The sequence below is a fragment of the Candidatus Omnitrophota bacterium genome (genome assembly GCA_030688425.1).
Lineage (GTDB): Bacteria > Omnitrophota > Gorgyraeia > Zapsychrales > JANLHA01 > JAUYIB01.
Genome location: JAUYIB010000021.1, coordinates 25,510 through 49,943 on the forward strand (window position 1 = coordinate 25,510; position 24,434 = coordinate 49,943).

Here is a 24,434-nt window from a genome sequence, read left to right on the forward strand (position 1 = left end):
CTATATAATTAAGATGCGATTGTTTTCTCGGATTTTAGCAAATAGACGAGAGTCGCTGCCGGTGTTAAAAACAGCACAAGATACATGCCAAGATCAACGATATCAAAAACATGGACGCCTTCTGCCGCGCACAATATGGTGACGAAAACCAGCTGAACCGTGCTCAGCGAAAGAACGAGCAGTTTCATTCGGCCACCGGCCCCTTTTCGGAAACGTCGAGGTCCTTGCATACGACTCCCTGGTCCTCGAATTTCTTTAAGAATTCCAGCGCCTTGGAATGCCAGAATTCATAATCTTCTTTCTCCCGGCCTTTGCGGATTGGATACGAATAGCCGACCACGGCGAAATGGACGGGGCTGAAGAGGTCGTACGCTTTTTCATCCGACTCCCGGAATTCTTTTTTGACCTTAAGGTCTCTGTAGATCATCTTTTGCGCGTCGTAGATTTTGAAGGTGACCTCCTCCCTGCTCTGCAGGAGTTTCATAAGTTCATCCAGCGTGAATTTTGAAACGTTTAGTCCGTCGATAGTCAAAATGCGGTCGTTGACCTTGACCCCGGCCCTGTCCATGGGGCCATCCCGTAACACGGTGACGACGACAATGTCCTTGGCTACTTCATCGAGCTGATAAGAGAACCAGAACGCTTTGCCAGCAGGGCGGGTGCGCTCTTCTTCGCCATACCGGTCACCCAGCAAATTTTTCTTAAACGGTTCCCAATTACAAATGATGTCTTTGCTTGCGAAATCATCCGACCAGGTGCCGACTATGCTGGCGTCCCCGTAATGGCAGCGCGCCGCGTAATGGCGGGGACCGCGGCTAATGAGCCAGCTCTGGGCAAAATATTCCGGCGCGGTTTGATAAAGCGTTAAACCGGTATCGGGACAGGGAATGTCCCGGTAATTGGGCGGGTATTCCTGGGCGATGGCCTGCCCGGGCATCAGAATGATCAAGGAAAAGAAGATCGCTGTTAAAAAAATCCTCTTCATGGGATCCTTCTTTCATTCTTTAACATTTCCTGGTATGAGTTGTAGATCCGGCCCGATCCGCCTTTCCAGCGGCCGTCGCCAATCGGGCAGCCGATATACCGCGTGGTCCCGCCTTCCATGATGCATCCTGTCGGTTCTGGCGGGCCGCCTGAACTGCCTGTCGGCGTGCCGTATGATCCGCTGCCGCCGGAAGGTCGGGAATATCCGCCCGAGGCGCCTTGGTATCCTTTAGAAGCGTCGCCCCATTGGTCGCCGCCGGTTTGCGTGGAGCCGCCGGAGCATCCCAGCGACTGATTGATCATCTGCTCCGCGGCCGTGCGTCCCGCCGTGCAGCCGCTGCTTGCACCGCTTTCCTGCCCGGCCTGGCCGTATTGCTTCATAAAATCATTGACGAAATCCGTTGTGTCGTCATTATCGTTCTGGTTATCATCGTACGTGTCATAGCCGGTGTCGTAACCGGGATCATCCGTGTTATAACTGCCGGAATCATAGGTGTCGTAACTGCCGTGGTCGATATCGTCATAGGTGTTTTCCTGACGGGCATAGGCCTTGACGCAGGTATCCCCGGAAGAATTCCATTCATAACCGCTCATGCACCGGCAGCTCACAGCTTCATTGCGGCTGTTCCAGAATTTTTCCGCGTTAGACCCAAATTTAGCACAACTGGCCTGCGCCAAGGCTAGATCAGGATTTAAATGACACCCGGTCTTGTCTTTGTTCCAGACATAATCTCCGGTGCAGTTGCAGCGGGTGACCCCGTCCGCTTCATCCCATTGCGGCACGCTGTCGGGATATTGGGAGCAATCCGCCTTGGCCAGGGAAGCCTCCTTGTCGCTGACACATTTTTTGGCGGTGTTGGACCAGGCGCCTTCGACACAGTTGCAGCGGACCTTGCCGTCGGCCGCGTCCCATTCCGCTTTGGTGCCGGGAAATTTGGAGCAGTCGGCCCGGGCGGTCTGTCCCTCCGGTGTCAGTTTGACGACATTCTTCAAATCGCCGAGATCATCCAGCATTGCGATCTTTCCGTCTTTCACCATGCGCTCCACGATCACCATAAGATCTTCTTTGGTCGCGCCTTCGTGCAGTTCGACCGCGCCGCTGTCCAATATCCGCGTCCATGCTTCCTGGCGTTTTTTGATGTCTTCCAGCTCCTGCTCGGAGACGGTCTTATCCCCGGAAAGTTTTCGTATCAGATCGTCCCAGAGGTTCATCCCGCCGGTCATGGTGTCCTGCACAGCCTGATCGACGGGCTTGCCGTATTCGCTTTCCATGGCCATGCGGGTGAGGCCATAAGCGCCTTTGCCGGTATAGTACGCCCCGGACAACGCCGGAGCAACGACCGTGGCCGTGATCATGACGCCGGCGTCTTCCACCTGCTGAACGGCTTGATTTTCCAGATCTTCGGCCTGGGCCATGATCGATTCCGCCAAGGCCTCGTCACCGTTGACGAGCGCCTGACGGGCTTCATCGTAGAGGATTTTTGCTTTGGCCATTTTGTAGCCGATGGAACCGGCCTCATAAGCGGTGCCCGCCACGGCCACGGCGCCCATGGCCTTGGCGCCGGCGGCATTGACGTTTTGGCGTAAACCCGAAGCGTTGGCAGGGAGTTTTCCGATGCCGACCTGTTCCTGGATATAGGTGTCGATCGCCTGCACGCGGTTCAGGGCGCTCTTGAGTTTTGCCTGGCTTTCCAGCCCGGGCGCGCTGTCTTCGGTGAGCGGTTCGTACGGCTTGCCCTCGGCAGCCGCTTTTTCCATGCGCTTGAGCTCCAGACGCTCTTTGACGTTATCCACAAAGACGTCTTCCGGCGTCTCGCCGGCCTTGGCCCGGCGGAGAATCTCTTTCGGCGAGTCCCCCAGTTTCTGCGCGGCCTCGATCTGGCCGGAGCCTTTTTCGATGATGGACTCCGGCGTCTCTCCCATTTTCTTCAGCCGGGCGCGGCCTTCGGCCGGGGTGATCTCGCCATTGGCGACTTTCTCCAGAATCTCCGTCCCTTTTTTGACCTGGGAATGGACTTCGCCGCCACGGGCCTCCACCCGGGGCTCGACCTGTCGGCTGTATTGCTTGGTATACTGCCGGGCCTGTTCGAGCTCAAAGCCTTGGGCATCGGCTTCGGCCATCAGTCGGATCTGCTCGGCCTCGGCCCCGGTCAAATTGTTTTCGGCAATGTACTGCTCACCGGCGTTTCGTATTTCGGTTGCTGTATTTCGGGCGATGTTGCTTTTGTGTTCCACGACCTGGCTGAGCTGTTGGGGATCGCGCAGGGCCCCGGACTTGTCGCCGAGGATGATCTCCGCGCCCTCGGTCATGACCTCATATTTTCCGGTGGACTGGTTGAAGGCGAGCTTTTTGCCGCCTCCGCCGTAGGCCTCGGGATGGATCCGGTTGGTGACCTCAACCGCCTGCTGGTGGGCAAAACGCGAGGCGGCTTTCGCGGACGGCGGTTTCTGCCCGGTGGCCGCTTCATAGAACGATTCGTGGGCGACCTCGCGCGCCACGTCCAGCGGAACGTCCTTGCCCTTGACGCGGGCGGTGACGTCCCAGTCCTGTCCGACTTTGACTTGTTGGGATGGGTTGGCCGCCTCAAAAAATGTGACTTCACTTTCAGGTACGCCGTAGCGTTTGGCCAGCTTTTGGCGGATCGCGGTTTTGGTCTGCGACTGCACGGTCGTCAGTTCCTGATTCAAACGCGTTTTAAACGCGTCGGATTTGACGTTGTTGACCTGCCGTACCGCCAGGGGGTCTTTTTGGAGTTCCAGCGCCGCCTTGCGGATGGCCGCCGGATCTCCTCCTTCGAGAGCTACCTCGTAAACAGCTATCCGTTTATTGGCATTGGCGATGGCTTGATTAAACGCCTTCGAGTCACCCGCGTCCTGCGCCTTGACGGGGCAGCAAAAGCTTAATACGATCAGAGCAGAAAGAATTGTTTTCTTGATGGCTCACCTCCTCTTGGCAAGTTCAATACGTCTTTTCAGGAATGAATTCCACGGCATTGCCCGGTTTTTCTGATATCATAACCCAAAATCGGCATCATCACAATGACTGATACAATGCTGATTGTTGCCTGCGTACTGATTGATCGATATATTCCTTAGCTTTGATATCTACAATAAATTACAAACCATAGAACCATAGGTGCCAAAAACCATTCCCGGCATTATTTGCGTGCCAGGAAAAACGAAATCACTATCCCTTCCACTAAAGAGCCGAGCAGCAAGATGATCAGCTCAAGGCAATTCAAAATTAACGGCTCTTTGAGAAGCGTATGATAAATAAACCATTCCTGAAAAAGCCAAAACATTATCCAGATCGTCAGCCCCCAAAAGAGGCCCTTTTTAAGCCATGTTCGGCCGGGGATGGACGGCATGAAGATATTAAAAAGCCACGCATGGAGAACACTTAAAACAACAAGTCCCGCGACCGAAATGGGGATATTTCTTTGCGGAGTGATATCGATAAAGAGTCGGCTTTGCCACTGGGGATTATAAAGAATAGAATGAACGATAGGGCTGGAAAAAATTGCGCCGAGAACGCCATTGCCAATAAACCCGCCCAATAGGCCGGCCCAGAGAATTTTCATAGTGGTATTTTTCATAATTCCTCGCAATAAGATTTATTTCTCCACCCCCACCCCGATCACAAACAGCACCGCATAATCCTGTTTTTTGCACCCTTTGACGGCCGGCATGGTAACTCCCGGAGCCACGGGGAACGCGGCCTTGTCCACGGTTTCCGGCGAACACGAGGCATCATTGGTCTCCGGCGTGTAGCGGGCGGCGTGGCATGGCAGGTGCGTGACATCATAGAGCTTTGCCCCATTGCTAAGCTGCCAACGCTGTTCGCCGTTTTTATCCGCGGGATCAACGGTCAGCACGGCCTCGACTTTCCGGCCGCCGGTCACCACGTATTGGCCGGGCGGCAGCGGGAAAACGGGCTTTTCCATAAGCGCGCCGTGTTCCTCAAGCCACCAGTCCTCGCCGTCGAATTCCCACCGGGCGGGGGCAACCCCGGTTGCCTTCATGTTGGGGTAGTTTTCCAGCAGGCACCCGCGCGGGCCCGGGTCCTGGTGCCAGAGTCCCCACAGCTGGGCGCCGCTTCCGGAGTTGGCGGACGGGTCCCCCAAGGCCACGATGAATTGTGTAGGGATGCGCTTGAATTGCGCCCCGTCTTGCGCCCGGGCTGTTACCGTGAACAAGGCCAGGATCCCGGCGATCGCAAGGAAACCTAAAGGTTTAATGCTGTTCATAAGAATGCTTTCTATATTTCCCGCGCGACTTCGGCTGTCAAGCGGTCAAGGTTCTGCTCATTCGCGGTGGCGAGAAATTTCTCTATGTTTTTGGCAAACTTCGCGTTCTCGAACACCTGCGACCAGGAAACGGCCGTGCCCTTCGTCGACGGCGTCAGGGTGATGTTCAGGCGATACTTCGGCTTTGAGATATGCTCGATAACGATATCCCTCGGCGGTTCGATTTGCTCAAAGACGCTTTCGTTCAGATAATTCTTCCCGTCCGGCCCGTGCATAACGTAGACCCACCGTCCGCCGGTCTTGAGTTCGCAAACGCTGAAGGTGTTGGTGAAGCCGGCCGGCCCCCACCACCGAGACAGACGCGCCGGATCACTGAACGCGGCAAAGACCTGTTCCACCGTTGCCGGGATTTCGCGGGATGTTTTGAATGTCGTCATCGGTTTTTCCGTTAAATTTTTCGGGGATAGCTCACAGTGTCCCTAATATTACGCCTTCCGGTGTTGTGCTCTCCCATCCGGTCTTCTTGGATTTTTATTTTTAAAGACCGGATGATGGCCGAACTGGCCGCGCAAGGCCGACACCAATTGGCCGGTGTAATTTGGGTTTTTCTCGGAGCGGTGACGGAATTGCAAAGCGGCTTCGATCACTTTGGCCGTCACCCCCAGCTCACGGGCCGTCTTGACGGTCCAGGTCCCTTCCCCGGAATGCGCAACCGTGCCGGAAATGGGGTCAAGGTTTTCGCCGTACATTACGAACGCATCCTTCAGCCACCCGACCAGCCGCGACTGAATGACGCTGCCGTGATTGTAGATTTCGGTCACGCGGGTCAGGTCAAGTTTGTATCCGGACTTTTTTAAGATTGTGAATCCTTCGGCAATGGCCTGCATCATCCCGTATTCAATGCCGTTATGGACCATCTTTACGAAATGTCCGGCTCCGGCTCCCGGGAAAAATTGATATCCGTCCGGCAGAGCAAAATCGTGGAAAAGCGGTTCTGCACTTTTAAAATCCTTAACTTTGCCGCCGATCATCAGACAGGCCCCGGTCCGGGCTCCGCTGGGACCGCCGGAGGTGCCGCAATCCAGGAAACCAATACCCAGCTTCGCCAATTTTTTCGCCCGCGCGACGGTATCTTTGTAATAGGAGTTCCCCCCATCGATGATCAGGTCGCCCGGCTTGAGATATTGAACAAGTCCGTCCTTTCCAGAAATGATCTCATCAACAGATTTTCCGGCGGGCACCATCAGCCAGACGATCTTTTTCCCGGGAAGATTATCGATCATTTCTTTAAGACTGAAGGCGGGTATGAGTCCGTCTTTGGCCAATTCCCGGGTCGCATCGGGGGAACGGTTATACCCCACGACCCTCCAGCCCTGATCCAGCATGCGGCGGGCCATGCCGGCGCCCATCTTGCCCAGGCCGACGATCGCCAGGTTTTTGGCCATGGACGCTGTGCTTTGTCTTTCTCCAATCTTAGCAGCCGCCCGGATCATCTCATCGCTGTCAGGCGCGTAGGTGTTGAGCGGGACCAGATTTTTTCCCCAGGCCGATAGGAGCGGGTCGGTGCATCTCCATTGCGCCAGGACTTCCCGGGTTGAGACAAACGTGCTCTGATTGCCGGTCAGAGAATTAAAGATCAATTCGGCATATTCTTCCACATACTGGACCTTCTTTTCGTTTGCATGCAGGAAGAAATCAAAAGTCCGTTCTTCCAGCTTCAGTTCGAATCCGGGTTTTTTTGTCCAAAAGCAAATGCTGATCCGCTCCTCCGGCTCGATTGAGAAAACAACGCGGTTATGCATGATCTTGCCTGCTTCACAATCGACACAGAGGCTCGGTTTTTTGAAAGTAACCACCACTTCCTTTTTTGGCGCGGGGCAGCGCTTACCGGACTCCAATGTGACCCCAACTCCTTTCCAGGCCGGATGGGTGAGTTCAGTCTTAATTTTAAAATAGGTTTCGGTCGTGGATTGCGGCGCGACATGGGGGATCGACCGGTAACCATCGTATTGTGCGCGGTACGTCTGCCGGCGGATATCCGGCAAGGTCCATTTCTTTAATGATTCCATGATTTCCGCCCGCCGCTGTCTAAGGTGGGCCGTCGAAGGGATTGGCGAAGGGTCCATGGTAATGGCAGCCAGCATTTGCAGTAGATGGTTCGAGCCGACATCCCGGAACGCTCCGACTGGGTCATAGAACGCGCCTCGTTCTTCCACCCCCAGTGTCTCTAATAAACGAACGTCAATGCGCTCGATGGACTGGTTGTTCCAGGATTTTTCAAACAGGTTATTGGAAAAACGAAAATACATGATCGCCTGGACGATGTCCTTGGTCAGATAGTGGTCGATCAGATAAAGCTGCTCCTCTTTAAAGGACTTGCCCAGCAGACCAAACAGTTTTCTGGCGCTGGCCGTGTTTTCTCCGAATGGTTTTTCGATCAACAGTCTTGTCCAGCCGATCTTCCCTCCGCAGGGAATGTTCAGCCGCACCCGGACCATATTGTTGATGATCGGCTCAAAGTGCGCCGGCGGGACCGCCAGATAAAACAATTTGTTCGAACACACCCCCCACGTTTGATCTATTTTTTCCAACTTGGATTTGAGCCGTTCAAAAGCCTTCAAGTCTCCAAATTTTCCCTGGTGATAAGTAAACAGGCGGGTAACCTCGTCGGCCTTCTCTTGCTTGATATCCTTAAGCCGTGCTTCCAGGTCGGTCCGCACCTGCGTTTGAAAGTCGCCTTCTTGAATGTCCCGCCGGGCCATACCGATCACGCAAAAACGGCTTGGCAGCCGCTGGTTGTCATACAAATGGTAGATCGAAGGAATGATTTTTTTCTTGATAAGATCGCCGGTAGCGCCAAGCACCACCAGAATGGTAGGAATATCACATGTGGATGTTTTACTCATATTTTTCACCTTTTTCACAATCTCCAGAGACATGCCGGACAATTACGGGGACCGTAACCTTAATTAATTCGGGCCCAGTCGCGTGTCCTCTTTATTCTGGATCAGCTCCGTATCGTATCCGTTCATCTGACAGCCCCACGTCTGGATGAAGACTTTTTTGATGTAAAATTTTGTGTCGTATGGTGTTGCATAATTTTAAATCGACTTGCTGAAACTTACATAAAACTGTCCTAAAACCTATCTATTTTGGTATATTGCTAAGTTGAGCATCAATAGCTTGCAAAAAGGTTGTATCAGAAGTTGATTCTGCAAGCTCTTTGGCCTTCAAAAGATTTTTTTTCGCCTTATCATAGTTTTTTACAGCCAGATACCCTTGCCCTAAACCGTAATAGCTTAACACATCAGGTTTCAATTCAACCAGCTTCTCGGAATTCTTGATAAATTTTTCCATATTATTAGAACGGAGATAAGCCGTCGTTAATCCTTGGTAGGCAAAAGGGCTTTGAGGGGCTTCCGTTTTTAACTTTTCAAAAACTTCAATCGCTTTGTCATTTTCACCCAATTCTAGCAGTGAATTGCCATGGTGAGCGTAAACTCCTTCAAGCCAATTTTTTTGCACGCCATATTCTTCTGCCTTTTCAAAATTCTCTACAGCCTTTCCAAAATCCTTTTTGAAATAATCGACAGCCCCTAGTCCCGCATAAGCGTTTCCATTTTGGGGGTCTATCGCCAATGCTTTTTTGTAAGCATCGATAGCGGCTAAGTAATTTCCTTTATCAATGAATTTGTCTCCTTCTGAAAGGTGCTTTTGTACTACCGTATTAAATTGCAGTTTATCTGCATTCGGGCCAGCTGCATAACACATATTACTTAAAGAAAGAGTTGCTATGATCACAGCAAGAAAATAATTTTTCATAAATCTCCTCTCTTCTGTAAATTCCAGGTTTAGTTAATTCTACTTTTTGATTCAAAGAAATACTACAGCTTACTTCTAATCAATTGCTTATCGCATTAACCAGCTTCAAAAGGATTTCACCATAGTGATACGTACGGTTAGCTGCGGGTTTCGATAAAAATTTTTTATGTAATGTATCATTTATCATTTGTTTATGAAAAGTCATCTTCGTTTATCGGTTAAAATCTCAGCTGAATAAGTGCGATAGATTAAAAACTTAACGGTTCCAATGGGAATGGGTTATCCTTTGGACTGATGTTTACATTTTTAATATTTTGACCTTCCCAAGTGAAAATTATCTTAACAGGGAATCCTTTATCGCTTTTAATAAAGAAAACATCCGGCTCGCCCTTATCGGATGCTGGTCGAAAGTCAGTATCAATATGAATATTTTCCACTTTACCATTCTTCATGGAAGAAGTTATCAGGATATTTGCTCGCTTATCGGTTGGTAGTTCATAAACAACATTCCCATCTATTCTTTCTGAGGGAAATAGGGCGACATTTTGCACTACTTTATGCGCACCATCATAATCTACCTCCATAAAGATTTTTTTATTATTTAAACTTGTGAAAGCGTATCTAACAACTGACATGTCAGGATTACTCAGTTCGTCTGCTTTTATGCTTAACAAATCATTTGCAAAATCAAGTCCCTTTGAAACCTTTTGAGCAATCGTCGAAGGTAAATTTTCATTATTTATTTTAGCATCTTCGATGAGCGATGTAGCCTCCTTGCCCGTTTCTACGGAAATTATTGCAATCTCCGTGTATTTATCTTCATCTTTCTCGGGTGATTGGATAAGAATAATCAAGTCAGCATCATAGATCTCCTTTTTAGCAGGGAACGGGACAGAAGGAATAATTCCTCCATTGGGAAAAAGAAATTTTTGGGCATCTTCATCCGTTTCACCAAACTTCTTTGACGACAATACAAATCCGCCTTTAGAATTAATGGCCTTTTCAGTTTCAGCTAATATCTTTTTAAGCAGCTGGTCATCTTTCTTGATGATGCCATTTTCAACGGCTGCATTAATGTAAGAATTGATTGACCAGGTTAAAATACCAACCTTAATAGGTTCTTGTGCAAAAACTATTGACGAAGCAGAAAAAAATAAGAGAACAGTCAGAAACATTGCTTTTTTCATTAATCCTCTCCTGTAAGTAGGTGTACTTGCCCTAAAAATTCATCCAACGTGTACAATGCTGGGCCCATCTGGATTCTGGACACAAGACTTAGTTATTGGATCAATCTTAAGAATCCCCCCTGTCCAACCACTCCTTCTCCCCAGCCCCCAGCCCCCATCCCCGCGCCACCCGCTTCTTCCTTCATGTCCTCATCCGTCATTTGTTCTTTTCTGTTTGTCGCAAGGTTCATCTGCCCTTTGTATATTCCTTCAAAAATCCCTCAAACATCGCCTTGTGGGACTCTTCGTCTGCCAGCGAGCGGATGCACAGGTCCTGGGTGACGTAATCTTCGCCTTCGCAGAGTTTGATCAGGTCTTTGTACTGCTGGACGGCCATCGTCTCCGCGTCAATGACGCCCTTGATAACACGCATCACGTCGGTGGTGTCCGGGCCGGGCTGAAGGGTCGTCTGGCCGGGCTTGAAATCCTTGGACCCGGGCGTGAGCCCTCCGAGTTCCTTGATGCGCTTGGCCAGGCTTTGGGCATGCAGGAGCTCGTCAGCGACTTCGGCCGTGAGGGATTTTTTGATTTCCTCCGCCCTGACCCCGTCCAGGTTGACGGAATGGGCGATGTAATTCATGACCGTTTCGATTTCCGCCCAGTAGGACTTTGTCAATCCCTCGATGATTTTCTGTTGTCTTGACATGGTGTCTCTCCCTTTTTGATGAGTTAAGTTGACAAAATGGTTTCTATCGCGTGCGTCATGGATATTACACGCCACCCCTGCCCCGCGGAAGTATCATTGATTTTTCGTTGGATTCTCCGGGGTTTGTTCGGTTGCTTCGGGCTGAGGATTCCCCTCCCCGGCTTCCCCGAGCACCGTCAACGTGAATTCCAGGGGGACAAGGTCCATGCTCACCTGGGCGGTCTTCACCGGGCCCAGGGACATCCGTTGCTGGTCGAACCCGGCGGCGATGAGCGCGTCATGGATCATTTTCGCGCGCGCCTGGGCAAGGACCTCAAGGGCCCCCTTGTCGGGCTGGCCGTGGTCGATGATCTTGATCTTGATGGCCTCATTGAGCGCGGCCTCATCAATGGTGCCGTCCTCTTTCCGGACGTCATTGTTGACCTGCCACAGATCGCGGATGCCGAACTGGCGCTGGAACAACTGCTGGTAAATCCAGGTTTCGGCCTTGGTCGTTTCGCCTTTCAATTGCTCGTAATCTTTGTTGAAGACTTCCGTCTTGATGGCCTTCCAGTCGGCCTGCGGGTCATAGGTGCCGTTGATTTCCAGGTTCAGCTTCGGGCGCTCCATGAGCCCTTTGGCGAGGAGGTCCAACTTCGCTTTTTCTTCATCGGAAATCTCGGCCCTGCCGGGGATGAATTTCAGCGTACCCAGTTCTTCGGTGCCGCTTTCGGCGCCGATCACCGAAGCCAGGAACGAGAACGGCTTGGTCACGAGCTTGACGAAGAAATTGCGCACCACCTGCCCCACCAGGTGCATGTATTCGAATTCCGGGTCACTCATGTCGCCCTTGACCGGCAGGGTAATGGTGATGCGGCCCTGGGGGTCTTCCAGCAGCGCGACCGCCAGCCCGAACGGCAGACCGAGCGCGTCTTTGCTTTCCACTTTGTTCCCAAAGGTGAACTTCTGGATGAGCAGTTTGTGGCCGGCGGTGATCTTGTTGTCCGCGATTCGGTAGTCCATTTTTAACGTGAGATTCCCGTCCGCGAGCTCGCGGCCGGTGTATTTCCCGGTGTAAGGCGTCAGGACCTGCATGGCGTATTGGTCGAGGGTGAAGGTCGTTTCCATCTGTAGGGGTTGGACGAACGGGTCGATCAGCGCCTCGGAGGAAATGGCGCCCTTGTTGTCGAGCTTGGCCTGGAACGTGGTTTTCACCCGGCAGTCCGGGCGGGTCGAAACCCCTGTCACGCGGATGTCAATGGCGTTCAAGGTTGTCTTAAAGTTGGGCTGAACGCTTTGGTCCGTGAAGCTGACCTGTCCGTTTGTGAGGGCGATCTCGTCAATGACAACGAGTGGAAGCGCGGCCGGTTGGGCCGGCGGGGTGGACTCTTCCGCTTTCGCCGGAGAAGCCGGAGCGTCGGGCGCCGCTGGCTGGGGCGCGAGCGCCAGGAGGTTGATCGAGCCGTCCGGCAGAAGCGCCGCGTTGACCTTCAGTCCGTCAAGTAGAAAGGCCTCCACGCGGTATATTTTTTTGAAGAGCGCGAGAAAGCTGACGTTGACCTGCAGTTTATCGAACCCGGCCAGGACCTGTTTGTCGGAATCCAGGACTTCCACCCCCTTGAGTGTGAACCGCCACAGGAACGGGTTAAAGGACGCAGAGCGCGCCTTGACAGGGGTTTTCAGTATCTTTGTCCCCTGGCTTTTGATCGCCCAGGGCACGGCCAGGGGGATGACCGCCCAGGAGACGAACAGGTAAAACAGGAAAATGCCGGCCACAGTTAGGCCTGAGAATTTGAGGATTTTTTTCAGGATATTCATAAGATGGCCGGTCTTTTTCCCCCGGGTTCCGGCGGCCGGGATGAGCTGACATTAAGATTGTATAAAATTGGCGGGGCGGTCTTGCTGTCGGGGGGCGATCATGCGTCAAATCCGATGCTTTTTCCGATCAGGTAGTTTGGCCTGTTTTTGACTTCATCATAGATAGCGCCGATATATTCCCCGATGATGCCCAGAACAAAAAGGTTCAGCCCTCCGAAAAAGATGATGAGGATTGTGGTCGATGTCCATCCCCAGGGGGCGATGCCGTTGAGGATTTTGTAAGCCAAGATCAGAAGCCCTGTCAGAAAACTGGCCAGAGAAAGACATATCCCTGTGCCCGAGATCAGCTTCAGCGGGAATTTTGAAAAGGAAATGGAGGCGGTGACGGCCAGGTGGAACAGCTTCAGGAAGCCGTACTTGGGTTTCCCGGCGATGCGCTTCTGGCGTTCGAATGCCACGCCGATCTGTTTTCCTCCGTACCAGCTTCGCAGGCCGCGGATGAAAGGGTTTTTTTCCGGCAGGGCCCGGATGAATTGCGCCACCTCCCGGGTGAAAACGCTGAAGTCCCCGGAATCCAGGGGGACCTGGAACGAGACGATCCGTTGAAAACAGCGGTAGAACAGGCGGTAGGCGAATCTTTTGAGGAATCCCTCCTTTCTGTTTTTACGGACGGCGTAAACAACGTCGTACCCCTGGGCGCAGGTCTTGAAAAGTTCAGGCAGGATTTCGGGCGGGTCCTGGCCGTCGGCGTCCATGACGGCGATGTAACGGCTCCGGCATTTACTGAGGCCGGCAAAAATGGCCGTCTGGTGGCCGAAATTCCGTAAAAAGCGGATCCCCTTGACGCGTTGATTCCCTGTGTGCAGATGCTCAATGATCGGCCAGGTGTTATCGCTGCTGCCGTCGTCCACCAGGATGATCTCATAATCCTTCCCGAGGGTTTTCAGCGCGGTTTCAACCCGCTGAACGATGTCGCGCAGACAGGCCTCCTCATTATAGACCGGAAGGACGACGCCGTAAGCGCAGGATTCGGCCTGCGTCTCTGCGGGGGCGGCGTCCGGCCTGTGGTTGGGTTGGCTTGCGGGTGTGGTCATGGGGGCCTTTTTTAAACGGGTTGCGCGGCCTGGCCGCAATTCTTTTTAAGGATTTTTTTCATCCGGAACATCTCCACAAGCCGCTGTTCAAAAACAGTGGCCGTGATCCGGGTGACAAAGATATTTCTGACGCTGCGCACGATGCGCCCGGGGTAAATGAGGTAGCTGAGAAAATAGAAAACCGCCATGCCGATGAGCCGGTAAAAATTCAGCTCCCGCGAGCCGATGGTCTCGCAGTAGGAGCTTCCCCTGGTCAGGTCCATGTAGCATAAAAGACTTTGAAAGTAATCGTCGTTGACGGCCGGGATCTTTCCCGTCTTCCGGAGGTAATCGAAAAGTTCGGTGCCGGGGTACGGGGAGAACAGGAACAGCGGGGCGTCGTCCACGCCGGCAAAGGCGCACCGCCACTGGAACAGGAGCGTCCGGTAGACATCGGAACGCCGCTCCCGGGGGAACCCGATGATGAAGTTGCAGCGCAGGGTCAACCCGTTGCGCTTGGCGGCTTTCATGGATTCGAGCATGCGGTCGAGCTTGACCTCTTTCTTGATCTCTTTCAGCACCCGGGGTGAGCCGGATTCCGCGGCGTAGACCAGGTATTTGCAGTTGGTCTCCGCCATCAGCTTGGTCACGTCGGCATCCAGGGCTTCGGAGCGGGTGCCGGAAGGGAGCGACCAGGAGACATCCACGTGGCGTTCTTTGAGCAATTGCCCGAATTTGATGATCCAGTCCTTTTTGACGATGGCGGTCAGGTCGGCGAAATCGATGTTTTGGATCCCGTATTTGCGCTTATACTCCTGGATTTCGTCAACAACGTCTTCGGGAGAACGGGTGTAGTATCTCTGCGTCCACATCACCTTGTTGGAGCAGAACGTGCACTGGAACGGGCATCCGCGGGTGGCCAGCATCGGGATCGTGCGGCCGGCGTTGACGCCGTGGGCGTATCCTTTTCCCAGATAGGTTTCCAGCGGCAGGTCGTCCCAGGCGGGACGGGGGATATCCTCGATGTCGCGGATCCTTGTCCGTTTTTCCGTGCGGCGGATTTCTCCCCCCGGAGCGCGGTACACGATGGACGGGATCCTTTGCGGCTGGCGCGGGAAAAAACGCGCGATATCGACGATGGTTTCCTCTCCCTCCCCCAGAGCGCACATGTCCACCTCCGGGCAGTCTGCGAGGATTTCTTCGGGCAGGGCCGTGGCGTGCTCCCCCCCGACGATGATCGGGACGGCCGGAAAGGCCTTCTTGACGGCCCGGATCACCTGCTTGATAAAGGCCCATTCCTGGGTGAACATGCAGGAGACGGCGATGATGTCCGTGTGGGAAGGAATGCGTTGCACGATCTCTTCGGTTGTCAGCCCCCTCACCCGGCATTCGGGGTCCCGGTAAATGCGGACCTGCTCGATCGCTTCCCCCAGCGCATCAACGGGAGTGACGTTAAAACCGGCGTTCTTCAGGGCCGCGGTGAGATAGGCGATCGCCAGCGGCGGGGTTACAGGCGCGCTGAAGGAATTGATGGAGGAGATCACGGGGGGCCGAAGGAGAGTGATGTGCCGGGAGGTTAAGGCCCCTTCCTGTGGAATGTGATCTGTCCGGGTCTGTTGGTCGGTTGTCATGCGCTTTGATTTTCTGGCTGTCGGCCCCGTGAGAATGAGGAACTTTTGCTCAATTATACCAGAAACGCGCTAAGGAGAGACCCTTTTCAATGCGACAAGATATTTGCCTTCAGGCCCGACCAGGTAGTGCTGAATCAGGTAATCCTTGAATTCGGGAAGCCATCGTTCCCCTTCTTTAGCGCCGTAACTGACCATGATCTTTTTCTCCAGGAAAACGTATTCCGGCTTTTTTTCGGCAAGCCGGGCCAGCTCGCGGCCATACTCCGCCTTTAAACTGCTGGTCGTGGCATGAAAATCGCTGGATTGAAAAAAAGAGGACACGATGAACGGAAAACGGTAGAAGAACGGCTTGCGGTCCGCCTGCATCAACAGGGTGACGTCAAAACTGCTGATGACGCAGGCCTCCCCGCCCGGGGGGGTGAATTGCCGGATGAGGGCGACGTCTGCGCCGATGTCGAAAGTGACGTTGTAGATTGTCCGGGGGACCGTGTACTCCTTGTTTTTGGCGTTGAATACGTTGGGGCATTTCAGGAAATTCGGCGTGGCCAGCAGGACGAGGAGAGAAATGCAAAGAAGCGAGAGATGGAGTATGCGCGCCCGAGGAACAGACAAAGCGCCCAGGCCGGCCGACAGCCAAAAGCAAGCGATGTAAATGAAGGGCGCGCAATAAATGAAATAATTGGCGTCCGATGATCGCCAAACGTAATAATGGTACAGGCACAGTCCATAAACGCTCATGACGATCGGCAGGATGAGGTCTCTCCCTTCCTTCCCGTCCCGTCCGATCAATAATCCCATGCAGGCCAGGCCTGTGCTCAAATAAGCGACGGGGATGAGGTTGCTCATGAGAAATGAGCCGATGTGTCCTTCCTTCAGGATCATCAGGAACGGCACGACCCCATAACCGGAGGCGGCTTCTTTGATGAACCCCAGGAGGTTTGTCCAGTAATCGGGCCGGAATAATTCTGGGCCGATGGACAACCCTAAAAAGGCAAAATAAACCGCGATCGGCGCGGCGCACAGGCCGTTGAGAAAAAGCCATCCGGTCAAGCTTTGAGGCCGCACGCGGCGGATGCCAGGCTGGAACATCAGCGCGATCAAATAAACGTAGAAGCAGAAGACCAGATAGGCGCCGGTATCCGTCATGTAGCTAACCGAGAAGCCGGACAGCGCCGCCAGGCCCATCAGCCACCCCTTTTTTCCTGTGCGCAAGTGGGCCAGGATCATCAGAAAAAAGAAGATATCAAAAAAATAGCGGATGACGGTTCGGCCCGGATGGACATACCACTGGGACGTCAGATGGAACAACTGGAATTTGAGAAGAAACAGTGTCCCGGTGAGGGCCAGCACAGGATTGCGGAAGGACAATTTTAGGAAGGCGTAAAAAACAAGATAGTAGATCATGACCATCCCGAGAATGATCTTCAGGACGTTTTCATAGGTGAATTCTCCCAGAAACAGGCTCAGCCGGCCGAACAGTGCCGGCAGGACGGTGCCATACTGGCTGTAGACGTCGACATTGAGCACGGCTCCCTTGAGGGAAGCCCATGCCGGCCCCATGACAAAGAGGTCGATATGGTACAGATGGTCGCGGGCATAGAGGATGGATTTTAACAGCGAAATGTCCGGAGTATAAATCGTCAACACAACAAAGGCAACGGCGAGAACATCCCATACGGCCGGAACAGCAAAAAGCTCCGGCAAGCGCCGCAGAAGACGTTGACAGCGCCCGGCGTAATCCGGGAAAGCCCACAAGAGGCATTTATTGAGAATGAGCAGGCCGGCGGCGGGGGCGAAGGTTATCCAGGCCAGGACCCAGGGCGTGTGCATGGCCGCCAGGAGAAATCCATAAATAAGAAAAGCCGTGAGGGCGGCTTCCGTGGCGGCAAAGGCTTTGAGATTTCGGAGGCCTTCCGGGCGGACGGTCCTTTGCCGGAGAAAGAAAAATTGCAGAAGCTGGATACCGACGGCCGCGCAGACAAAAATTCTGTAATACAATATCTTCCGGTTGGGATGGATCCCGGGCAGGTGGTGCGTGAGGAAGAGGGTTTTATCGGAAGCCGAAAGCGGTATGAAATGAGAGACCGCCATGCCGATCATGAGCACCTGGAACGCCAGCAGGAGGCTTACGCCGGTGGCGCAGGCGATATAAAGCGGATCGAGGGTATTCCCTTTGGAAGAAGATGTCATCGCCTGAGAAAAGGATTTGTGTCGCTAACGAAACTATTTTTTTGACATTCCCGCCGATACCGGGACTTTCGGCTTATGAGCAGCGAAGGCCCCCCCAGAGCGGGACAGATCCAAGTCCGGCCCTCTTCGCTCTCAGCGGTCCTTGGGGCAGTCTTCTTTAGCTTTTTTGTTCCGCGATGTCGCCGATGACCGGCAGTTTGAACATCTCGCCCTGGTAAGACTTGACCATCAGGATGATCCAGAGGATGACGGCGGCGATATTCAAAAGCGGCACAAGGATGATCAGTATGACCGTGGCGACGCAGACGACCTGCAGGGCGAAGATAGCGCCGAACGTGATGATCGACTGCATGGCGTGGAAGCGCACGAATTTGTTGTCCTTTTCGATCACAAAAAAGATGATGCCGGTGACAAAGAATGCCAGATAACTTAGAAGGGCGGCGACGTTGGGTTGAAGGCCTGTGGATGTTTTTCCGAGTTCTTTTTTCATTCCGTTCTCCTTTGTGAAGGATGCTGTTAATTTTTGAAGCGTTCCGAGCCGGGGTCCTTTCCCCGCCGGCCCGGGCCGTTTATCCCTTCGCGCCTTCTGGCCCGCGCACCGTCCCTCCGATCACGATGGCCGCGCTGATGATCAGGAGGTTCTTGACGATGTATTGCCCTTCGATGGTCAGGACAAGCGGGAACTTTTGAAAGCAAACCTCCGGTAAAAGGACCAGAGGCAGAAACGTTCCCCCGATCTGCAGGAACAACAGCAGAATGGCGGCGCGGATCAGGGGCTTGAACAGGAAGCACGCCCCGATGGCAAATTCCCACCAGCCCAGGACCGGGATGAATATTTTCGGGTCGAACCAGTAAACCGTGCGGGCGACCAGGTCATTGACCGGGCTTTGCCCGAAGGATTTGAGCAGTCCGAACCAGATGAAGATGATCCCCAGGGAAAAGCGCAGAAGAATGAGCCCGTGGCGGCCCATCCATTCGGCGATGACCGGGTCAACGGCGTTAAAGAATTCGCGCGTTTTTGTCATTCCTCCCCCTGCGCTGTTTTTTTGGGCCGCGTTCCATTGCAAGGTGCGGAGATCCGGTCTTTACGGGACGATGGTGCTGCCGCCCTCTGCCGGGAGTTCCTGGTTTGCCGGCCGGAGGTATTCGATCTCCTGCGCCAATATTTCCACGGCCATTTCAAGATTCGTCAGCCGGTCGTCTGTTTCTTCAAACCTCCGGGACATGTATTCCCTGACGCCCTCCACGATGATCTGGGCCCCGACCTTCCGCATTTTGGCGCCTTTGGGGACGATCAGCCAGCCGCTGCCGCCGATCTGAATCGCCTCCATCCCCTCGGGGATTTCCTGGTTCAGCGCGGATTGCGCGTACACGCCGGAAACGAGGAAAAGGAAAATGAGAATCAGGGCGTTTGTTTTTTTCATGCCGTCCCCAGCGTATTTGAGCCCCGCGAGTATCGAATACTACTTTGCGCGAGAATAAGTGATCTCCATCGCGCGGAATTCCTTGCCGTCCTCACCCAGCGTGTAAAATTCGTATGTGTAATGATCGGCATCGGTGAATTTCGTCACGCCGCGGTAGACCCTTTCGTTGTTCTCTGACAGGGGGCAGGTATGTTTGCCGGTTTCCGTGAACATCTTGGCGGCCTCGTCATATTGCCCGAAGCTCTTCATGATGCCGGTGCCCATGTTGTCAAGCCAGAGGGAAGTATATTGTTTTTTGGCGTTGTCATAGCCGTAAATCCCCAGCCCTTCGAACGGCTGGCCCATGGAAGTGCCAGTGGCTTCATGCTTGAGGAACCGGCCGCTCAACATCCACTGGATTTCGCTTTGCCCTGTCGAAACTTCCGGTTCGCTGTTCGGCTTCATCCACCATTTGACTGTGTGGTCCCATTTGCCGACGAATTGTTCCAGGGCCTTGTGGCCTTCGGCCGGTGTCGAATATTCCTGCCACTTGGCCATCATGGTCTCGTCCATCCCGGCTTTTTCCGTTGATGCGGCTGCCGGGGGTTTTTCCTCCGCCCGCGCAGGGCTGGCGAACAATATTCCTGCGGCCAGGGCAATAGACCAAGTTAAGGATAAAAGGAAGAATTTTTTCATATTGGGAGCTCCTTATGTGGAGGGTTGTTTTTTAGAGGTTTTTTTCGGCAAACGGCACAATTTTGCAAGACGCGGGATTTGCGCCTTTCCGTCAGCGCACATTGTCCCATGTTTGCATGGAGGGAATTATACAGGGATTGGGTGGGAATTGCAAGGCAGAGGATGAGGAGAATGCAGAGGAACGGGGGGATAAAAACAAGAGGACAGGGCTTTCTTAAAGACCCTGTCCTCTTATGCGGGAACGTAACAGTTCATCAGGTTTCTCTCCTGTTGTTACCTCCCGGCACGCTTCACCCGTGTGATGAAGGGCTTGAGGACCCCCTTGACCTCGGCCTCGGTCGCTCCGAAGCCTCGGGCCTGCCGGAGGAGCCCCGCGCATTTTTCATACTCCTCCTTGCGCAGGGCATCGTCCAGGTAGATCAGGGCGGTCACCTTCAGCACTTCAGCACGGGTATCCCGTTTGAGCGGGAGCCGGTTTTTGAAGGTTAATCGGTTCATGTCAATCACCTCTCATTTCCTTTCTGTTGTTCAGCTTTTTTCGTTTTTTTGAGCCTGTTCCAGACGTTTGTCGTTCAGATAAGATGTCCAAAAAAGGTAATGGACATTTATCCAGATTTGCATGTCGGTCATGGATCCCCTCCTTTCTGGCGATGACTGCCGGTTAATGGTCAAAAAAAATAAAACCCCGTGGCCAAAGAGACGCGCCAATCCTGGCGGCCTGTGCCCGCGGGGTGTTGAGTTCGATAACGGATTTTAAGGATTAAGTACGGCTTGGAAAACGGTTATCTGACAACAACGGTCCCCGGCGCGGCAATACAGGAATCAAAGCGGTGCTTCCTGCCCGTGATTCCTGTCGGCCAAGATGCGATGGGGCTGCGATAGGCGCAGTCCATCCGCATCAGGATGCCTTGGAGGGTGCATCCGTTAGGGGTGTTTTTGATCGTTGTCGTTGCGATAACCATGGGTTTGCTTCTCTGTGTTGGTAACTCCGGCCGGGACCGATTCTCGTCCCGGACTGGAGTGAAAATATAGCAAGGATTTTGACGATTGTCAAGGTCTATGCTGGATGTCGAAGGCGTTGCCCAGGAACGTCCCCAGCACAAACGTGGCCCCCGCGGTCAATAACATAAGTCCGACGGTCTCCAGGAATTCCCGCCAGAAACGGCGGTCGAAGACGATCGCGCTGTAAAAGGTCAAGAGCGCGATCAGCCCGATCCCGACCAGCGTAGAAAGAATGAACGCCAGGCTCATGTTTTGGGTCAGGAAGTACGGGATGGCCAGCATAATGACCGAGAAAATGTAGGATATCCCTGTGGTCACGGCCGAGACCCACGCGGACCGTTCGGTGTCCTGTTTGGCCTGCAGATAGGCCGCCGATCCCATGGAGATCGCCGCTGAAAACCCAACGATGAGGCCGGAAATACCGGCAAAGAGCGTGGAATTGGTGACACCCAGGAAACCGGCGTGCACACCCGTGATTTCCACGATCGCGTCGGCCAGCCCCAGAGCGATGAACCCGATATACTTGATGACCGCTTCCTGGATCTGTCCGATGAAAAAGTTTTCGTGCTCGCTTTCGTCGCGGATGATCTGTTCCAGCGCGGCCTTGTCCTCGCCCTCGAGTTCGGCCGCGACTTTTTTGTACTCGTCAACAACCAGGTGTTCGTGGCGTTCCAGGAATTTGATCGTGAAGGTCAGCCCGCAGAGGCGGCGCATGAGGCGGAATTGGAACAGGAAAAACCGGCTGACCACCGGCTCGTAGCCGGGCTCGAATTTTTTCCAGAAGAGATGATGCCCGTACTCATGTTCGGCCAGTTTAAGCAGGGTTTCCCTGTTGTGGGGGTCTTTTTCCAGCGACGCGAGGTCATTATACAGCAGGTAATCGGAGTACTCGTCCAGAATGTATTGCCGGGCGTTCATGGGTTCAGGGCTTCCCTTCTTAGCCTGTTTCTGCTTCGATCGATTCGCAGGCATGATAGCAGTTTTGGGTGGAAGTGTCTACGGGCTTTCGTAAGGAATGCGGAGCGCCACAAATCTTGCGAGCAAGACTTTGCATCAGTTAAGAAAAAAAGGCCCCAGGAATTCAACTTGGTGATCTCCGGGGCCAACGGGGACCACGGTCAGTTCGACGTGTACGGGGCCGCCGTCATGATCGGCCGGGGGAACTTCAAACATTTGAAACGAATTGCCGTATCGCTGGCGCAGATGAATCGGTTCTTGACTGAGGCCATGGACATCAATGGACGCGGCGCCTTTAACAAAAAATACGCAACGGTCATAAGGCTTCGGCTTGGGGGCTGCGATCGTCCGGTGAAGGGTGTCTTTTTTAATGATTTTGAGAGAACGGTGCTCTTCCGGCTGCGAATTTTTAATTCCGGTTAAATCCAGGCAGACGCCCCGGGGGACATCACAGAACCAGCGGGCGCGGAAAGGCTCCGGGGTGCTTCCCGGTGCCGTTGTTGCAGAGACGTTTTGAAGGGACATGACGAGGTCTCCCCGTTCTATTCTCCGCAGGAAAGCGACGGGGATCAGGGTGGAATAGCTGGCGAAACTCGGCAGCAATTCCTGGTGATGAGCAACGGGGTCGATCGACCAGAGGTCCTTTGCTCCCAGCTTCCTCTGAAAAACGGGCCTGCTGCCACTGGGAAAAGACAAATATACGGGACCGCTTTTCAATAAACCCGGCAGTTTTTTCTCCAATGCCAGAATATGAGGGATAATCGGGCGGTGGGTTTGGTGGTATCCGTGGATTTTCAGAGGCGTCTCCACCAACTGGTCTTTGTGGCGGAAGTTTGAGAGATTGATAACCGTAATCAAGAGCATGCTGGCCAAGACAAGCGGCTTGCGGGTCAGGATCGTGCGGGAAAGGCCCAACCCGAGCCAGAGGCATGCCATGATGGAGGCCGGGTAGGTGTAGTAATAGTTGGCGTAGAAGATGCTGGGAAAATTTTTGAAAGGAATGTTTGTGGTAAAAATGTCAATGGAAAACAAGCATTGGCCCAGGATGACGATGGCTAAAGCGGTCAAGATGGGCCTGTGCCTTTTTTCGTGTGCGTGGAGCAACGTGAAAAACACCAGGCCGGCAAAGGCCCCCAGCGAGAGCGCTCCCCCCCATGTTGAATCCCAATACCCAAAATTTTTTCTCAGAAATTCCATGAAGAAAATCTGTGTTATTTCGGCAGCGACAGCGATGGAGGAATAGCTTTGGGCCAACTGTTGAAGATATATGCCATTCAGATCCGGGATGATCAAATTTTGGAAACGGGCTTCGAACAGGATGATCAGGGTGTATAGCGTTCGGTGGAGAAATAATATCCCCAGGGCCAGCATCAGCAGTTTTGGGAAGTCCTCTTTGCGGTTCGGAGATTTCCAAAAGATCAGCAAAAATGAGACGGGGACAAGAAATACGGATAATTCATCTGTAAAACATGAAAGCATTGTCAGCACGATAAACCCGGCAATGCGTTTCCCGGAGGATTTCAGAAATCTGCCGTCCGTGGAAAGGATGAACAGCCACGTGCCCAGAGTCAGGGCCGTCACCAGAAGTTTGGCATTCCGGAACGGGAACAGCACGGTGGCGATGGCGATGCCGGAATTCAGGCATAGCAGGGCCGTGAGCATTGCCGCAGCGGTGCTCTTTGTCAATATGCGCGTGATGAGAAAACACAGAGTGACGTTGGTCAGGTGGAGAGTGAAAATCGAGATACTGTGGAAGGAAACGATCTCAAAGGATTGTTTGGCCTTGAACGCCAGCATCTCCGTCAAATAAGAAAAATGCCTTGCGCGAAACCAGGTGTCCACTTCCTGAGATTGGAAGATTTTGAGAAAATCTGTCGGGCGTAGTCCCGATTCCAGGAGAAGGGTCTCCCGTCCTTCCCATCGTGTGGACCAGAAAAGGTTGTAGTAACCGAATTCGCCCTGCTGCCAGTGGATGGGAGTCGAGGCGACACCGGCAAAAATGGCCAGGTTGATAAGACACAGGGCGGATAGGACAACGTAATACCAGAGGGATGGCGCGGTATCGCGTTTTTTTTCCTGAAGGGTCCTCACGGCCGGGATCACTACGGGGGGTGACCGTATTGGGTGTAATTAATGCCGACAGTTTCCATGTCGGATTTCATCGGACCGTGGAAGCCGAACGGGGTTTCGGCGAAAAAGGCGTCGACCATGTCTTTTTCCGTGATCTCCGAGCGGTTGTCCTGTTTGACGATGCTCTCCGCCCGTTGGGAAATTTTTTCCCTGGCGATGTCCCGCATGAATATTGGAATTTTCCCAATCAATTGGTCAAATTTTTCATGGGTGTTTTTATCCCAGGTCGCGGGCATGGTCGAGTCCTCTACCTGTTATGACAATTTTGAAAGCCTGTTGTACAGCCAGGCCAGAACATAGCCGCCGATAAAGGCGTCCACAAAACCCCGGGTTGTTCCGATGAGCGCACCGGCGGGATTGGTCCCGTATCCCCGGGACATCACGGCAACGCATCGACGGACCGTTTGGTCCAACTGCATACGGTCGCGAGAAATCCTCTGAGGAGAATTCCCTCTCCTCAGAGGGTGCTCAAGGCGAGACCAAGAGCATTGGGATTCAACGTGCTCATGTCTTCCTTCTTCGGTGCCGGTGACCAGTCAGCGCACGGTCAGAGCGAGAAGTGCGAGAAGGACCAGTGCGGAGACCAGGGCAAACGTCAAGCCGCCTTTCCCTCCCAGAATTTTTCCCATG

At 53.4% G+C, this 24,434-nt stretch carries 24 protein-coding genes; all 24 read right to left on the minus strand.

What is annotated here, in order from left to right; genetic code table 11:
• Positions 1–8: 8 nt before the first annotated feature.
• The 24 genes from Q8Q08_08745 to Q8Q08_08860 all read right to left on the minus strand — a co-directional run bounded on the left by Q8Q08_08745 (position 9) and on the right by Q8Q08_08860 (position 24,223).
• Positions 9–188 carry a hypothetical protein gene (locus Q8Q08_08745; protein ID MDP2654103.1) on the minus strand — a complete coding sequence of 60 codons (180 nt, stop codon included), beginning with the start codon at positions 186–188 and terminating at the stop codon, positions 9–11.
• Positions 185–985 (minus strand): PDZ domain-containing protein, encoded by an 801-nt coding sequence (locus Q8Q08_08750; GenBank protein MDP2654104.1) that lies wholly within the window; start codon positions 983–985, stop codon positions 185–187. The genes Q8Q08_08745 and Q8Q08_08750 overlap by 4 nt, the downstream gene beginning before the upstream one ends.
• Positions 982–3,672 carry a hypothetical protein gene (locus Q8Q08_08755; GenBank protein ID MDP2654105.1) on the minus strand — a complete coding sequence of 897 codons (2,691 nt, stop codon included), beginning with the start codon at positions 3,670–3,672 and terminating at the stop codon, positions 982–984. The genes Q8Q08_08750 and Q8Q08_08755 overlap by 4 nt, the downstream gene beginning before the upstream one ends.
• Positions 3,673–4,142: 470 nt before the next feature.
• Positions 4,143–4,580 carry a hypothetical protein gene (locus Q8Q08_08760; protein ID MDP2654106.1) on the minus strand — a complete coding sequence of 146 codons (438 nt, stop codon included), beginning with the start codon at positions 4,578–4,580 and terminating at the stop codon, positions 4,143–4,145.
• 18 nt (positions 4,581–4,598) lie between these two features.
• The gene (locus Q8Q08_08765; GenBank protein ID MDP2654107.1) at positions 4,599–5,231 is read right to left on the minus strand and encodes a hypothetical protein; all 633 of its coding nucleotides are present in this window, start codon (positions 5,229–5,231) and stop codon (positions 4,599–4,601) included.
• An 11-nt stretch (positions 5,232–5,242) separates the two neighbouring features.
• Entirely contained in the window at positions 5,243–5,668 is a 426-nt protein-coding gene (locus Q8Q08_08770; protein MDP2654108.1) for an SRPBCC family protein, read from the minus strand.
• A 48-nt stretch (positions 5,669–5,716) separates the two neighbouring features.
• Positions 5,717–8,137, minus strand: coding sequence for a decarboxylating 6-phosphogluconate dehydrogenase (gene gnd, locus Q8Q08_08775; protein MDP2654109.1), 2,421 nt, complete (start codon positions 8,135–8,137; stop codon positions 5,717–5,719).
• 241 nt (positions 8,138–8,378) lie between these two features.
• Positions 8,379–9,053 carry a tetratricopeptide repeat protein gene (locus Q8Q08_08780; GenBank protein ID MDP2654110.1) on the minus strand — a complete coding sequence of 225 codons (675 nt, stop codon included), beginning with the start codon at positions 9,051–9,053 and terminating at the stop codon, positions 8,379–8,381.
• Between the two features lie 248 nt (positions 9,054–9,301).
• The gene (locus Q8Q08_08785) at positions 9,302–10,240 is read right to left on the minus strand and encodes a hypothetical protein (protein ID MDP2654111.1); all 939 of its coding nucleotides are present in this window, start codon (positions 10,238–10,240) and stop codon (positions 9,302–9,304) included.
• Positions 10,241–10,466: 226 nt separating this feature from the next.
• Positions 10,467–10,925: a ferritin-like domain-containing protein gene (locus Q8Q08_08790; protein ID MDP2654112.1), complete on the minus strand. Its 459-nt coding sequence runs from the start codon at positions 10,923–10,925 to the stop codon at positions 10,467–10,469.
• A 93-nt stretch (positions 10,926–11,018) separates the two neighbouring features.
• Positions 11,019–12,722 (minus strand): DUF748 domain-containing protein, encoded by a 1,704-nt coding sequence (locus tag Q8Q08_08795; protein ID MDP2654113.1) that lies wholly within the window; start codon positions 12,720–12,722, stop codon positions 11,019–11,021.
• 98 nt (positions 12,723–12,820) lie between these two features.
• A complete protein-coding gene (locus Q8Q08_08800) occupies positions 12,821–13,816 on the minus strand; it encodes a glycosyltransferase family 2 protein (GenBank protein MDP2654114.1) in 996 nt (331 codons plus the stop codon).
• Positions 13,817–13,827: 11 nt separating this feature from the next.
• Positions 13,828–15,426 carry a cobalamin-dependent protein gene (locus Q8Q08_08805; GenBank protein MDP2654115.1) on the minus strand — a complete coding sequence of 533 codons (1,599 nt, stop codon included), beginning with the start codon at positions 15,424–15,426 and terminating at the stop codon, positions 13,828–13,830.
• 69 nt (positions 15,427–15,495) lie between these two features.
• Positions 15,496–17,616 carry a hypothetical protein gene (locus Q8Q08_08810; protein MDP2654116.1) on the minus strand — a complete coding sequence of 707 codons (2,121 nt, stop codon included), beginning with the start codon at positions 17,614–17,616 and terminating at the stop codon, positions 15,496–15,498.
• A gap of 157 nt (positions 17,617–17,773) precedes the next feature.
• Positions 17,774–18,106: a hypothetical protein gene (locus tag Q8Q08_08815; GenBank protein ID MDP2654117.1), complete on the minus strand. Its 333-nt coding sequence runs from the start codon at positions 18,104–18,106 to the stop codon at positions 17,774–17,776.
• 79 nt (positions 18,107–18,185) lie between these two features.
• Positions 18,186–18,641: a hypothetical protein gene (locus tag Q8Q08_08820; protein ID MDP2654118.1), complete on the minus strand. Its 456-nt coding sequence runs from the start codon at positions 18,639–18,641 to the stop codon at positions 18,186–18,188.
• Between the two features lie 60 nt (positions 18,642–18,701).
• Entirely contained in the window at positions 18,702–19,040 is a 339-nt protein-coding gene (locus Q8Q08_08825) for a hypothetical protein (protein MDP2654119.1), read from the minus strand.
• Between the two features lie 39 nt (positions 19,041–19,079).
• A complete protein-coding gene (locus tag Q8Q08_08830; GenBank protein MDP2654120.1) occupies positions 19,080–19,715 on the minus strand; it encodes a DUF1579 domain-containing protein in 636 nt (211 codons plus the stop codon).
• A 273-nt stretch (positions 19,716–19,988) separates the two neighbouring features.
• Positions 19,989–20,213, minus strand: coding sequence for a hypothetical protein (locus Q8Q08_08835; protein MDP2654121.1), 225 nt, complete (start codon positions 20,211–20,213; stop codon positions 19,989–19,991).
• Between the two features lie 284 nt (positions 20,214–20,497).
• A complete protein-coding gene (locus Q8Q08_08840) occupies positions 20,498–20,677 on the minus strand; it encodes a hypothetical protein (GenBank protein MDP2654122.1) in 180 nt (59 codons plus the stop codon).
• 88 nt (positions 20,678–20,765) lie between these two features.
• Complete coding sequence (locus tag Q8Q08_08845) at positions 20,766–21,689, minus strand: VIT1/CCC1 family protein (protein ID MDP2654123.1); 924 nt, start codon at positions 21,687–21,689, stop codon at positions 20,766–20,768.
• Between the two features lie 81 nt (positions 21,690–21,770).
• On the minus strand, positions 21,771–23,765 hold the full coding sequence (locus Q8Q08_08850) for a hypothetical protein (protein MDP2654124.1): 1,995 nt from the start codon (positions 23,763–23,765) through the stop codon (positions 21,771–21,773).
• Between the two features lie 11 nt (positions 23,766–23,776).
• On the minus strand, positions 23,777–24,040 hold the full coding sequence (locus Q8Q08_08855; GenBank protein MDP2654125.1) for a DUF2621 family protein: 264 nt from the start codon (positions 24,038–24,040) through the stop codon (positions 23,777–23,779).
• An 18-nt stretch (positions 24,041–24,058) separates the two neighbouring features.
• Entirely contained in the window at positions 24,059–24,223 is a 165-nt protein-coding gene (locus Q8Q08_08860) for a hypothetical protein (protein ID MDP2654126.1), read from the minus strand.
• Between the last annotated feature and the right edge of the window lie 211 nt (positions 24,224–24,434).